Genomic DNA, 14,638 nt, shown 5'->3' on the forward strand with positions numbered 1-14,638 from the left:
GCCGAGTCAGGAAGACATGAAAACATTACTGCGTCTGTTGAAGAGTTTCTGGATCCTCCTGCCACTGCTGTGGCTGGTGAGCTTGTTGATCTGCTGGCTGGTGGCCCCACTGGTGCCTTGGCTGCGCCACCACGTGCCCGAAGCGTTGGCCATTATCAGTGCCTGCTTCTTGCTGGTGATCGTGCTGCGCCAGTACCAACGCATCCGCGCCGAACACAACCTGGAGAACCTGCTGCAGCTCGAGGTCGATCGCTCGTGGAACGCCACTGGCGAATTCCGCGACCAGCAAGTGCTGCGCGAGCGCCTCAAGCACGCCATCGCCATGCTGCGTACCGACCGCTCCGCCGGCGGTGGTGGCAAGGCGGCGCTGTCGGACCTGCCCTGGTACCTGGTGATCGGCATGTCGGCCGCCGGCAAGACCTCCCTGCTGACCCACTCGGGGCTGTCGGCGAGCATTGCGACGGCCAACGACAGCGAAAGCGGCACCCAGCACTGCGACTGGTACTTCAGCCCCGACGCGGTGATGATCGACACGGCGGGCCGCTACCTGCGCGACGACCAGTCTGCCAGCGAGTTCTCGGCCTTCCTGCGCATGTTGCGCAAGCAGCGCGGCAAGGCGGCGATCAACGGCCTGGTACTGGTGGTCAGCCTGCCCGAGTTGCTGGCGGCCAACAGCGACGAGCGCAACGCCCTGGCGGCACAACTGGTGACGCGGGTCGAGGAATACGCCGAGTGCCTGGGCACCAACCCGCCGATCTACCTGATGCTGAGCAAGACCGACCAACTGCCAGGCTTCAACCAGGCATTCGAAGGCCTCGACCTGCATCAGCGCCAGCAGCCACTGGGCATGACCTTTGGCCTGTCGGAGATCCGCAACAATGGTTTGCACAGCGTCATCAATGCACGCCTGAAAAACCTGCAGAGCCACATCCGCCAGCATGTCGATGCGCAAATGGTCAGCCTGGGCGCCGATGCCGACAGCACCCTGGTCAACTTCCCGCAATATTTCGCTGCACTCAATGGCGTGCTCGAGCAGTTTCTCGAACACTTCACGCGCAGCCAGCACGGCAGCGCCCCGCTGCTGCTGCGCGGCCTGTACTTCACCAGTGCACTGCAGACCGACCAGCAGTTGGGCCACGTCTACGAAGACGAGATCGCCGACAGCTTTGCCCTGCAAGCGGCCTATGATGATGGCGCGCAGGCCGATGGCAAGGCGCCGGGCAACCGCAGCTACTTCATCACCGATACCTTCCGCCAGGTGATTTTCCCCGACCGCGACCTGACCCTGTACCAGTCGCGCCTGGGCCGCCAGGCCGCGTTCAGCCCGCTGATGCTGGGCCTGGCCGCGGCTGCCGGGGTGGCGTTCATCGGCTGGCAGGCGCTGTCGTTCGCCAACAACCGCCAGTGGCTGGACAGCCTGCGTGGGCAGTTGGCCGAGATCGAGCAATCGGCTGACCGCGAACAACTGCTGGCAGCCGGCAAAGGCCTGGAAGTGCTGCGCGGGCAGATGGCCACGGTCGAAGCTCACCGGCTGCAGGGCGTGCCGCTGCAGCTGAGCGCCGGCCTGTACCACGGCGAAGCGATCCACCAGGTCGCCCGCACCGCTTACCTGGCGCAACTGCGCAGCCAGGCACTGGAGCCGATTGCCCGCAATCTGCAGGTACAGATGCGTGCCTTCAACACCTTTGCCAGCGGTATCAATCAGGAACTGGAATTCACCCCGGCACCGAAGAGCCGCAATGGCAAGCCACTGGCGCCACGCCTGGCGGCCAAGGCCCAGGCCGCGCTCAACAAGACCCGCGCCAGCGCCTACGCCGCGAAGGTCAACCTGGCGACCGCCAGCGATGCTGCCGAGCTGTCCGCAACCACCGGCGGCCTGTCGCTCTCCGAAGAGATGCTTGGGCGCCTGGATGAGCAACAGGTCGCGTCGATCATCGAGGCCTACAACACCCTCAAGCTGTACCTGCTGCTGACTGAGCCGCAGGCCCACCCGGACGCCGCCTTCGTTGCCGCCAGCCTGCCACAGGCCTGGGCCGCCGCAGCCTCCGAAGGTACACCGGCGGACGAAGGGGTTATCAGCGAGAACGCACCGCTGTACGTGCAATTGCTCGAACAGGGCCAGGCCCCTTCGCTGCCACGCAACGCACAACTGATTGACGAAACCCGGCAGAACCTCAAGTCGTTCATGATTTCCAGCTCGCTGGTCGACCGTGAATACCTGCGCCTGCAGCTGGAGTCGAGCCGCCAGTTCCCGGCCCTGAGCCTCAACGACCTGGTGCCGATGCCTGGCCGCACGCTGCTGTACAGCTCAGCGGGCGTGCCGGCGATCTACACCCGCCAGGGCTGGGACACCTTCGTCAAACCTGAACTGATCAAGCTGGTGTCGGGCAACCTGCGCAACGATACCGACTGGGTACTCGACGGCGAAGGCGGCGATGCCATCGTGCAGAAGGCCAACTTCGTGCGCGAGTTCATGACCCGCTACAAGCGCGACTACACCCAGGCTTGGTACAAGATGGTCAACAGCGTTGGCGTGCGCCACTTCGCCGACCTGGCGTCGGCCACCGAGCACCTGGGGCTGCTCAGCGACGTGCAGAACTCGCCAGTGAAAAACCTGTTGGCCGCGGTCAGTGACAACACCCAGTGGGACCTGCCGGCACAGCGGGAAGCAACGCCTACGGGCAATGCCCGCGTGGACGGTTTCTGGAGCAAGGTCAGCGGCCTGCTCGACGACGCCAAGGACAGCGTACCGGACGCCGTGGCGCCGAGCCTGCCAGCGGTCGACGACGGCAGCCTGGCCAAACGCTTCGAACCGGTGGCGCGGGTGTTTGCCGCCAACAACGCCGAAGGCGCCGACAGCACCATCATGGACCGCTACCTGGCCGCCCTGCGCAAGCTCAAGGTGCGCATGAACAACATCCAGCGCTCGCAGGACGTCGGCAAGGGCAGCAAGCTGCTGATCAGTGAAACCCTGGAAGGCCAGCCGAGCGAAGTGACCACCGTGCGCAACTACGTGGAAACCAGCGTCGACACCAGCCAGGACGGCCTGTCGCGCTCGCTGCAGGGGCTGTTCAGCCTGCCTATCCAGTACGCCTGGGAAACCCTGCGCGACCCGGCCGGCCAGCAGATCGCCAAGGCCTGGGCGCAGCAGATCGCCAAGCCCTGGGAACAGGTGATGGCGCACCGTTACCCGATCGCCACCGGCAGCCGCAACGAGGCGTCGGTCAAAGACCTGCAGCGATTCGTCGACCCCGACAGCGGCCTGCTGCCGACCTTCAAGCGCAACGAGATCGGCAACCTGTCCGGCGGCGAAGGCCTGGGCCTGAGCAACGGCAAGGCGCCGGCCCTGGTCAACCCTGGCATGCTCAACAGCATCGACAAGGCCAGCTCTGTGGGCCAGGTGATCGCCAGCCTGTCGGACCGCGACAACGGCTTCGAGATCATGCTCGAACCGTCGGCCAACTTCACCGACATCGTGTTCACCCTCGACGGCCAGGAACAGCACTACCGCAACGGCCGCAGCAGCTGGAACCGCTTCGCCTGGCCTGGCACCAGCAACGCACCGGGCGCACGCCTGGACGTGGTGACCCTGAGCGGCGCACGCCTGAACGTATTCGACTTCCCGGGGCGCTGGGGCCTGCTGCGCATGAACGAAAGCGCGCGGGTGGACGACCTCGACGGCATCCAGCAACGCTTTAGCTGGAACACGGCCAATGGCCGCGTCAGCCTGGTGGTGCGCAACTTCGGCGGCGTCAAGCTGACCGACCTGGGCGACGTCAAGGCCTTGAGCGCGCTGAACGGCGCTGGCAGGGGCGCACAATGATCGGTTGCTTCGGCAAGCTCCCGTCGAGCGCGGATTTCGTCAGCCTGCATGGCGCGGCGGAGGAAGTCTGCGAGTTCGACGCCTGGCTGCAGGCCTCGCTGGCGGCGATGCGCCACCGCGAGGACTGGCAGGCGTTGTTCGACGCGCTGCCGATGTGTTTCTTCAGTTACCGCGCGCGCAATGGCAACCGGTTGCTGGGCGGCCTGCTCAGCTCCCGCGATGCCAGCCAGCGGCGCTATCCGTTTTTCATCTTCCAGGTGCTCAAGGGCCAGGAAGGTGAAGCGCTGCTCAACCCGTTCACCCTGGGTGAGCTGTTCAGCGCCCAGATCAAGCCGCTGCTGCACCAGGCGGTGCAAGGCTCCGAGCCCGCTGCCGTGTTCGAGCGCATCAAGGCCTTGCGCCCACTGCAGGCCCAGGACCTTGACCTGTTCCGCCGGGTGCACGCCAAGTTCCTCCATGATTTCAGCTTTGCCGACGTTGCCCGAGCGCTGCACGGTTCCTGGCCAACCTTTGACGGCGCTACTGCACTGGCACGCCTGCAGCTTGCACACGCGTCGCTGCACAGCGACTTCGAGGGCGCTATCGAGTTGCCACTGCCAGCCGAGCGTGGCCTGAAAAACCCCACCGCCGACCTGTGGCTCACCTGGCTCACGCGCATGAGCGGCCGCCAAGGTGCGCCTGCAGTCAGCCTGCTGGCAGACGACTTCATGCACCCACGGCTGCTGTGCTTCCCGTCGCGCCATGCCAACACGGCCTATCGCCTGCTCAGCGGCACGGCCGATGCCCGCCAGCACCTGGAACTGCTCAGCCCATTGGCGCAACCGGCCCGCGCACACGATTACGACCGACCTCTTGAACACGTCATCGACCAGTTCGTCGATACGCTGGATGCGACGCCTGTATGAACAAGATCAAGTACTACTGCCTGCGCTACCAACCCTACCTGCTGGGGCTGGCCTTCTTCCTGGCGATTTTCGTGGTCTGGGCCATTGGCCGGGCCCTGGGCTTCGCCTCGCTGCACAGCCTGCTGGCAGGCATCGGTGTGTTCCTGCTGTTGTCGGCGGGCTATGTGCTGCTGCTGTACCGCGGCGCCGGCCAGCACCACAACCTTGAGGCGTTGCTGCGCGATGACGCCGACCAGGCCGTACTCAATGCCACCCCGGCCGACCGCGAGGAGGTCAGCCTGCTGCGCGAACGGCTGCTGCAGAGCATCGAGCGCCTGCACAGCAACAAGCCACGCGGCACCCCAGCCAAGGACGCCCTCTACGCCCTGCCCTGGTACCTGGTGGTGGGCCAGCCCGCCGCGGGCAAAAGCACCATGATCCTGCAATCGGGGCTGAATTTCCCCTATGCCGAGCGTGAAGGCGCACGCGTCGCAGGCCTGGGTGGCACGCGTAACTGCGATTGGTTCTTCAGCTCCGAAGCTGTGCTGCTGGACACCGCCGGGCGCTACATGAACAGCCCTGAAGAGGCCGGCAAATGGCGCGGGTTCCTGCAGCTGCTGCGCCAGCATCGCCAGCGCCGCCCGCTCAATGGCCTGATCGTCAGCGTCAGCATCGCCGACATCCTGCACGGCTCGGCCGAGGACCAGGAGCGCGTGGCCAAGCGCTTGCGCGAGCGCATTCAGGAAAGCTGCGCGTTGCTCGAGGTGCGCCTGCCGATCTACCTGGTGTTCACCAAGTCCGACCTGATCCCGGGCTTCACCCCCTTCTATCGCCAGCTGGACGACAGCGCACGTGGCGAAGTAATGGGCAAGACCTTCTCGCACAAAGGCTTTGAGCAGGCCGACTGGGGCCAGCGCTTTGGCAAGGCCATGGACGAGCTGACCGGTTATTGGCAGCAGGTCGCAAGCCAGCAGCTGGTGCAGCAGGACATTCAGGTCACCCGGCAGAACGATGCGGCCTACCGCTTCCCGCTGGAGCTGGCCGCGCTCAAGCCGCGCCTGCAACGCTTCGTTGACAGCCTGCTGCGCGCCAACCCGTACCAGAATGCCGAGCTGCTGCGTGGTTTCTACTTCACCGCCGCGCTGGAAGCCGACGAGGCCCAGTGGGGCAGCCACGGTGAGCATGTGGCCGAGCGCTTTGCCCTGGCGCATGGTGAGGGTGCAGCCCAGGGCGGCAGCCAGCCGTCGCCGCTGTTCATCAACAGCCTGTTCCGCAAGGTGATCATCCCCGACCAGCACCTGGTGGCGCTGTATACCAGCAACCGCCGCGAGCGCCGGCGCAAGGCTGCCTGGGTGGGTGCCGCCAGCCTGGCGGGCTTGCTGCTGTGCAGCCTGTGGGGCTGGTCCTATTTCAACAACCGCGCCACCCTCGGCAGCATCGCCGGCGAACTGGCCCAGGCCAAACGCGAAGACCAGGCCAACCCCGGGCAGTACGCCGCCTGGCACAGCCTGGACCGCCTGCGCTTCTGGGCGGCGCACTACTACCAGCAACACCACGAGCACGCCGTGCCACTGGGTATGCGCCTGGGCCTGTACCAGGGCCATGCGGTCGAGCCGGTGCTGCGCACTCGCTACTTCGCCACCCTGCAGAACGTGATGCTCAAGCCCACGGCGGACAACCTCACCCGCACGCTGTACCTGCTGACCACGCTCAAGGTGTACCAACGCAACACCCGCGAGCTGCAACCGGTTACTGGCGTGGACAGCGTCGAGGCCGAAGCCCTGCCCCATGACAACCGCGCCCAGTCGATCGCCGACTTCGGCAAGGCAGCCCTGGACACCTACGTGATGCTGTCGCCGGCGCAGCGGGAAAAGGCCGACCCGGCGTTCCTCAAGGCGCGCCTGCCAGACTACTGGTACCCCGCCATCGCCCGCCACACCGGCAAGAGCATGGTCGCCGCCGGCAGTGACAACACCGCCAGCCAGGACTACCAGTACGCCAGCCGGCAGATCGTGTTCTACAGCGACCAGATCCGCGAACCGGACGTGCCGCGCATTCTTGACAATGCGTTTCTGATGTCCAGCTCGCGCAACTACATCAACAGCCTGCTGACCCAGTCGTTGCGCTCGATCGAGACCATCACGCTGGAGTCCGACACCCTGTTCGCCTTCGCCCGTGCCGACTTCCAGAGCCTCAAAAGCGAAGGCCAGAGCCAGCTGAGCGCGATCGCCAACAAGCTGCTGAACACCCCGAACATCGGCAAGATCGTCATTTCTGGCCATGCCGACCAACTGGGTGACGCGCAGGGCAATCTGCAGGTTTCCCGGCAACGGGCGCAAACCATCCGCACCTACCTGGTGGGCAAGGGTGTGCCCGCCGAGCTGGTCACCGCCCAGGGCGAAGGCAGCCGCAAGCCGCTGGTCAATTGCGACATGCAGCAAGCACGGGCACAGCTGATCAAGTGCCTTGAGCCCAACCGCCGGGTAGAAATCGAAGTGCGCGGGCTCAACTGAGGCCGCGCCGCAAGAACCGGCCAGCCGGGCCTCACAGGAGGAGGCCCGGCTGGCGGCAAGCTACCTCTGCTGACGCCGTCAGAGAGGTCAACACGAAGGGACGCATGAGCGACCTTTAATTGATGTTAATGGAGAGTTTCACAATGGCATTTGACGCGTATATCCAAATCGACGGCATCCCGGGCGAAGTACTGGATGACAAGCACAAGGACTGGATCGAAGTGCTGGGCTACGAGTACGGCGCCACTCAGGCCACTTCGGCTACCGCAAGCTCCTCGGGCGGTGCGTCCTCCGAGCGCGTGGCGCTGAGCGACTTCAAGATCCGCAAGGCAGTCGACAAGGCTTCGGCCAAACTGTTCGAACACTGCTGCACCGGCAAGCACATCGCCAAGCTGAAGCTGAACGTCAACCGTGCCGGTGGTGACAAGGTCACCTACCTGACCATCGACATGGAAGAAGTGGTGGTGTCGTCGGTCAAGTTCGTGGCCGGTGGCAACCAGGGCGGTGAAGACAAGGCGGTCAGCGACCTGCCGATCGAAGAAATCAGCTTCAACTTCGCCCGTATCAAGACCACCTACACCCAGCAGAACCGTACCGACGGCCAGGCTGGCGGCAACATCGTCGGTGGCTGGGACCGCACCGCGAACAAAGTGTTCGCCTAAGCACTTGCTTGGCATGGGCCGCACATGCGGCCCATATCCTGCGGCGTGCCGGGGCTCCCGGCACGTTGTTCACCCCTGATCAGAGTGTTTTATGCCTGAATTCCTCAACGACCTTTCGCTGGCCGAGCTGGCCGCGCCGATCGACGGTGGCAGCGGCGAAGACTTGAGCTTCTCTGCCTTGTTCGACCAGATCAAGGAGGCGCGCCGGGCAGACCCTGACTACCTGACCCAGGGCGACTGGCAAACCGACTTGAAGACTGCCGACTGGGAAAAGGTCATCAACCTCTCGGCCCAGGGGCTTGCGCAACAGAGCAAGGACCTGATGCTGGTCGCCTGGCTCAACGAAGGGCTGGCCCAGCGTGACCACTTTGAAGGCATCACCTTTGGCCTCACCCTGACCGAACGGATCCTGGAAAACTTCTGGAGCAGCGTCTACCCGTCGCTCGAAGATGGCCTGGACGAGCGTGCCGCACGGTTGTCCTGGCTCAAGACCACGCTCACCGACATCACCGGTGGCTTGCCCATTACCCAAGGGCAGAATTTCGGCGTGTTGCGTTACGACGAATCACGCCATGTAGAAAACCTCGCCTTGCAGAACCCCAAGGCGATGCAGACCGCGCTCAATGAAGGCAAGATCAACGCCGAGATCTTCCAGCGTTCGGTGGTCCTCAGCGATAGCGATTACCTGCGCAGCAAAGCCTTGCAGATTACCGCCAGCCTGCAGGCCTGCCAGCGTCTGCAAGCGACCACCGACCGCCTGTTCGGCGCCGAAGCGCCCAGCTTCGCCAGCCTCGCCGACATGCTGTCGCGCGCCAGCCAGCTGGCAGAGAAACTGCTCAAGGACCGCGGTATCGAGCTGCACCCCGCAGCCGCTGCGCCTTCAGAACCTGTTGCACCCCCCAGCGCTGCGCCCACCGAGCCAGGAGAAGCGATGAACAGCCCCGTCCAGGCTGCGGCCCCCGCAGCGATGCGCACGACGCCACTGACCCGTGACGAAGCCTTCACCATGCTCGCGGGCATTGCCCAGTTCTTCAAGCAGAGCGAGCCGCAAAGCCCGGTGCCGTACCTGATCGAACGCGCCATCAAGTGGGGCAACATGCCGCTGGAAGGCTGGCTGAGCGATGTGATCAAGGACAGCAACGTAGTCGACAACATCCGCGATGTGCTGGGGACGCGCGAACAGCGGTCATGATGACTGCCGTTACTGCCCGCGGCTGAGCAACGCGGTGATGCGCGGGGCACCCGCCGAGCGCCAGCAGGGTCAACGCCCTGCCGTCTGCTCGACCAGCAGCTGCCAGTTGCGCGCCTCTTGCCGGTCCTCGCCAAACGACAATTCAACCCAGCAAGGCTGCTGCCCAGCGCTCTGCAACTGAATGCCTAGCGTGTAATCCCGTAATACCTGATGGGTGGTCGTCGACTTGGAGCGCGAGGTGCCTGGGCCAATCACGCCCCAAAAAGAGGTATAGGCGAGCACGCTGCGCCGGCCATGCTTGGTGGTGGTCTTGGTAGTGCTGCTGGTAGTCGTGTGCTCATCTACGCGCACCTGCTTGACGACGCGTGGCGCGGCCATGAGGGCATGCTGGTTACCGCTGTCCGGTGAGAGTACGTAGAGCATCTGGCTTTCGGTAAAGACACCTAGCATTCGGTCGCGACGGCATACCCAGCGGTAGGCGCCAAGCTGCTGGCTGGCCATGAACGCTTTGCCCGCCTCCACCCGTGCCGCGTTGGCGTTGCGATAAGCCTGGTCTCGTGCGCGCTTGCTCGGGTACCACAACAGGGACAGCGGCCAATAGAGCAACGCCAGCACAAACCACATCACGACCGCAAGAACAGGCCCCAGGATGTAATGGCCGCTGAACATCCAGCTGATCATCCAATAGCCGCAAAACAACGCCTGAACGACCAGGAACGCGAGCGTGATCTGCGCTTTGCGCTGGTCGAAAATGCGTTCGGCCTGTTGCGCTTGTTCTATGGCTTCGGCGAGGAACGTTGGCGGTGTGGTAAACGTGGCATCGGGGGTGGTTAACGTTTGTTGAGACGACATATGCATCCTGCACGGGGTGAGGCCCACGGCTGTGGGCACGAAGAGGTGGGAGTATAGCGCGCGTGGAAAGCCGGTTCGACCCCGTGACCGGCCGCACTCGCCCATGGCGCCTGCAATCCTGTTAACGTGAAAACTTTCCACCCACCAGGACCGCCCATATGCCGCCCCGCCACCCTACCCCGCCAGGCTTCATCCGCGTACGTGGCGCCCGCGAGCACAACCTCAAGAACATCGACGTCGACATCCCGCGCGACGCGTTGGTGGTGTTTACCGGGGTCTCCGGCTCGGGCAAGTCCTCGCTGGCCTTCTCCACGCTCTACGCCGAAGCCCAGCGCCGCTATTTCGAATCGGTCGCACCCTATGCCCGGCGCCTGATCGACCAGGTCGGCGTGCCGGACGTGGACGCCATCGAGGGGTTGCCGCCGGCCGTGGCCCTGCAGCAGCAACGCGGTACTCCCAGCGCGCGCTCGTCGGTGGGTAGCGTCACCACCCTGTCCAGCTCGATCCGCATGCTCTACTCCCGCGCCGGCAGCTACCCGGCCGGGCAACCGATGCTGTATGCCGAGGATTTTTCACCGAACACACCGCAAGGCGCATGCCCCGAATGCCACGGCCTGGGCCGGGTGTACGAGGTGACCGAAGCGACCATGGTGCCTGACCCGTCGCTGAGCATCCGTGAGCGGGCGGTGGCGGCCTGGCCGATGGCCTGGCAGGGGCAGAACCTGCGCGACATCCTGGTGACGCTGGGCTATGACGTGGATGTGCCCTGGCATGACCTGCCGCAAGCGCAACGCGACTGGATTCTCTACACCGAAGAGACACCCACCGTGCCGGTGTACGCTGGCCTCACCCCGGCGCAGACCCGCACCGCACTGAAGCGCAAGCTCGAGCCCAGCTACCAGGGCACCTTCAGTGGCGCACGACGCTATGTGATGCACACGTTCATGCATTCGCAGAGCGCGCAGATGCGCAAGCGCGTGTCGCAGTTCATGCGCCCCAGCCCCTGCCCGCTGTGCCAAGGCAAGCGCCTGAAGCGTGCAGCGCTGGACGTGACCTTTGCCGGGCGCGACATTGGCGAACTGTCGCAGCTGCCTTTGCAGGCACTGGCCGAGGTGTTGCGCACGGTGGCCGCACCCGGCTACCTGGAGCAGCATGAAGACACCCTGACGCTGGAAAAGCGCCTGGCTGCCCAGCGCATTGCCCACGAGCTGCTGGAACGCATCGCTCCGCTACTCGACCTGGGCCTCGGTTACCTGGCCCTGGAGCGCAGCACGCCGACGCTTTCCTCGGGCGAGCTGCAGCGGCTGCGCCTGGCCACCCAGCTCAACTCGCAGCTGTTCGGCGTGATCTATGTGCTCGACGAACCCTCTGCCGGCTTGCACCCGGCCGACAGCGAGGCGTTGTTCGGCGCCTTGCAGCGGCTCAAGCAGGCCGGCAACTCGGTGTACGTGGTGGAGCACGACATGGACACCATGCGCCGCGCCGACTGGTTGGTGGATGTCGGCCCCGCGGCCGGTGAACATGGCGGGCAGGTGCTGTACAGCGGCCCGCCGGCAGGCCTGGCCGAGGTCGAGGCGTCACGCACCCGCGCCTACCTGTTTGCCGCGCCGCAGCCAGCCGCGCGGGTGCCACGCCAGCCGCAGGGCTGGCTGCAGCTGGACGGCATCACCCGCAACAACCTAAGCAACCTCAGCGCAGCGTTCCCGCTGGGTTGCTTCACCTCGGTCACCGGCGTTTCCGGCTCGGGCAAGTCGAGCCTGGTCAGCCAGGCGTTGCTGGAGCTGGTGGGTGCCCACCTGGGCCATGCCGAACAGCGGGCCGAGCCAGAGGAGCAGAGCCTTGAGGATGAACCCGAGCAAACCAGCAGCGGGCGCGTGAGCGCCGGGCTTGAGCAGGTCAAGCGGCTGGTACAGGTGGACCAGAAACCCATCGGCCGCACGCCGCGTTCCAACCTGGCCACCTACACCGGGTTGTTCGACCATGTGCGCAAACTGTTTGCCGCCACCGAGCAAGCCAAAGCCTGCGGTTTCGATGCCGGGCGGTTCTCGTTCAACGTTGCCAAGGGCCGCTGCGAAAACTGCGAGGGCGAAGGCTTCGTCAGCGTCGAGCTGTTGTTCATGCCCAGCGTCTACGCGCCCTGCCCGACCTGCCACGGCGCACGCTACAACCCCGAAACCCTGGCCGTGACCTGGCAGGGCATGAACATCGCCGACGTGCTGCAGCTCACCGTCGACCAGGCATTGCAGGTGTTCACCGAACAGCCGCCGGCGCGGCGCTGCCTGCAGGTGCTGCAGGACATCGGCCTGGGTTACCTGCGCCTGGGCCAGCCGGCCACCGAGCTGTCCGGCGGTGAAGCGCAGCGCATCAAGCTGGCCACCGAGCTGCAACGCATGGCCCGTGGTGCCACGTTGTACGTGCTGGACGAGCCCACCAATGGGCTGCACCCGCAGGACATCGATCGGTTGCTGGTGCAGTTGAACCGCCTGGTCGAGGGCGGGCACAGCGTGGTGGTGGTCGAGCATGACATGCGCGTGGTGGCGCAGAGTGACTGGGTGATCGATATCGGGCCGGGGGCCGGGGATGCGGGGGGGACGGTGGTGGTGAGTGGTACGCCGGATGTGGTTGCCCAGTGCGGTGATAGCTGCACGGCTGAGTTCCTGGCCAGAGTGCTTTAGCGTCGGTACTGGCCCTATCGCGGGCAAGCCCGCTCCTACAAGAACCTGTAGGAGCGGGTTTACCCGCGAAAGGGCCGTTGTTGTCGCAACATCTTCGGCAGGTCAAATCCTTCCTATACTGCCAAAGGCATCCCCAAATGCCATCTGCCCAAAAGCGTGCAAAACCTCACACAACAACAATCGAGGTGGCAAATGGTCTGGCAGCAAATCTACGACCCGTTCGCAAGCCCGGTGCTCTCCACCCTCATGGCCGCCGTCCCGGTGGTGGTCATGCTGGCAGCCCTGGCCTTCTTCCATATAAAAGCCCACATCGCCGCCCTGCTCGCCCTGGGTTCGGCACTGTTGATCTCGGTCGTTGCCTTCGGCATGCCCGCCAGCATGGCCGGTTCGGCGGCGCTGTACGGCGCCGCCAACGGGCTGCTGCCGATCGGCTGGATCGTGCTCAACATCATCTTCCTGCACCGGCTCACCACCGAGAACGGCTCGTTCAAGGTGCTGCAGGACTCCCTGGCACGCATCACCGACGACCGCCGCCTGCAACTGCTGCTGATCGCCTTCTGCTTCGGCGCCTTCTTCGAGGGTGCGGCGGGCTTCGGCACGCCGGTGGCGGTGACCGGGGCCATTCTGATCGGCCTGGGCTTCTCGCCGCTGGCGGCCTCGGGCCTGGCGCTGATCGCCAACACCGCGCCGGTGGCGTTTGGCGCGCTGGGCACGCCGATCATCACCCTGGCCAAGGTGACCGGGCTGGATGAAATGGAGCTGTCGGCGATGGTCGGCCGGCAACTGCCGTTCTTTTCGGTGATCGTGCCGTTCTGGCTGATCTGGGCCTTTGCCGGCTGGCGCAAGATGCTCGAAGTGTGGCCGGCGATCCTGGTGGCCGGGGTCAGCTTTGCGGTGCCGCAATTCGTGGTCTCCAACTACCACGGCCCGATGCTGGTGGACGTGATCGCGGCGCTTATTTCCATGGCCTGCCTGACCGGTTTTCTGCGCGTGTGGAAGCCGGCCACCGTGCACACCTCGGCGGCGCTGACCGGGCGTGTCGACAACTCCAAGGTCGAGCCCGACGACCGGCCGGGCGCCACCACCACGTTTACCCAGACAGACCAGCGCAGCGTGCTCAAGGCCTGGATGCCGTGGATCATCCTCACCGTGTTCGTGTTCGCCTGGGGCACTGCCAGCTTCAAGAACCTCTTCGACACCCGTGCGGCGCTCGACCCCGCTAGCGGCGTAGCCATGCTCGACCCGCAAGGCAAGCCCCTGCGCGAGGCCAACCCGGTGTTCGCGCCGGTGTTCACCTTCGACGCCATCCACCAGCAGATCGAAAAGGTGCCGCCGGTGGTGGCCACGCCGAAGAAAGAAGACGCCCAATACAAGTTCACCTGGTTCACCGCCACCGGCAGCGGCATCTTCCTGGCGGCGATCCTCGGTGGGCTGCTGATGGGCTACTCGCCGCTGGAGCTGGGCCGCCAGTACCTGCGTACGTTGTGGGTGGTGCGCTATTCGCTGATCACCATCGTCGCCATGCTCGCGCTGGGCTTTCTCACGCGGTATTCAGGCCTGGATGCGACCATGGGCCTGGCGTTCGCCGCAACCGGTATCTTCTACCCGATGTTCGGCACCTTGCTGGGTTGGCTGGGTGTGGCCCTGACGGGTTCGGACACTGCCTCCAACGTGCTGTTCGGCGGGTTGCAACGGGTGACTGCCGAACAACTGGGGCTCAGCCCGGTGCTGATGGCGGCGGCCAACAGCTCTGGCGGGGTGATGGGCAAGATGGTCGATGCACAGTCCATTGTCGTGGCCTCCACCGCTACCCGCTGGTACGGGCATGAAGGTGAAATCCTGCGCTATGTGTTCTTCCACTCGATCATTCTGGCGATCCTGGTGGGTTGCCTGGTGACGTTGCAGGCTTATGTGGCGCCGTTCACGTCGATGGTGGTGGGTGGCTGATCCGCTGAGCCAACACTGGCCCTATCGCCGGCAAGCCGGCTCCCACAGGCACCCCTTGGTTCTTGAACCTGTGGTGAACCTGTGGGAGCC

8 protein-coding genes are annotated in these 14,638 nt (G+C 64.9%); 7 read left to right on the plus strand and 1 reads right to left on the minus strand.

Annotation, left to right across the window (positions count from 1 at the left end):
* The first annotated feature begins 16 nt into the window (after nt 1-16).
* From ACNQPL_RS25335 to tssA, 5 genes are all read left to right on the plus strand, one after another.
* A complete protein-coding gene (locus ACNQPL_RS25335) occupies nt 17-3,823 on the plus strand; it encodes a type VI secretion protein IcmF/TssM N-terminal domain-containing protein (RefSeq protein ID WP_416468220.1) in 3,807 nt (1,268 codons plus the stop codon).
* Entirely contained in the window at nt 3,820-4,728 is a 909-nt protein-coding gene (tagF, locus tag ACNQPL_RS25340; RefSeq protein ID WP_416468221.1) for a type VI secretion system-associated protein TagF, read from the plus strand. The genes ACNQPL_RS25335 and tagF overlap by 4 nt, the downstream gene beginning before the upstream one ends.
* Entirely contained in the window at nt 4,725-7,220 is a 2,496-nt protein-coding gene (tssM, locus tag ACNQPL_RS25345) for a type VI secretion system membrane subunit TssM (protein ID WP_416468222.1), read from the plus strand. Before tagF ends, tssM begins: the two co-directional genes overlap by 4 nt.
* A gap of 143 nt (nt 7,221-7,363) precedes the next feature.
* Nucleotides 7,364-7,882, plus strand: a complete 519-nt coding sequence (locus ACNQPL_RS25350; protein WP_016499518.1) for an Hcp family type VI secretion system effector — start codon at nt 7,364-7,366, stop codon at nt 7,880-7,882.
* Between the two features lie 91 nt (nt 7,883-7,973).
* Entirely contained in the window at nt 7,974-9,074 is a 1,101-nt protein-coding gene (tssA, locus tag ACNQPL_RS25355; protein WP_346615519.1) for a type VI secretion system protein TssA, read from the plus strand.
* A gap of 69 nt (nt 9,075-9,143) precedes the next feature.
* On the opposite strand, the gene ACNQPL_RS25360 is transcribed toward tssA, so the two are convergent.
* On the minus strand, nt 9,144-9,926 hold the full coding sequence (locus ACNQPL_RS25360; RefSeq protein WP_416468223.1) for a hypothetical protein: 783 nt from the start codon (nt 9,924-9,926) through the stop codon (nt 9,144-9,146).
* 158 nt (nt 9,927-10,084) lie between these two features.
* On the opposite strand from ACNQPL_RS25360, the gene uvrA reads away from it, so the two are divergent.
* Together uvrA and ACNQPL_RS25370 are read left to right on the plus strand one after the other, a co-directional pair.
* Nucleotides 10,085-12,601: an excinuclease ABC subunit UvrA gene (uvrA, locus tag ACNQPL_RS25365; protein WP_416468224.1), complete on the plus strand. Its 2,517-nt coding sequence runs from the start codon at nt 10,085-10,087 to the stop codon at nt 12,599-12,601.
* A gap of 192 nt (nt 12,602-12,793) precedes the next feature.
* Nucleotides 12,794-14,548, plus strand: a complete 1,755-nt coding sequence (locus ACNQPL_RS25370) for an L-lactate permease (protein ID WP_416468226.1) — start codon at nt 12,794-12,796, stop codon at nt 14,546-14,548.
* Nucleotides 14,549-14,638: the final 90 nt, after the last annotated feature.

Origin of the sequence: Pseudomonas sp. LFS044, assembly GCF_047978245.1 — a bacterium.
GTDB lineage: Bacteria > Pseudomonadota > Gammaproteobacteria > Pseudomonadales > Pseudomonadaceae > Aquipseudomonas.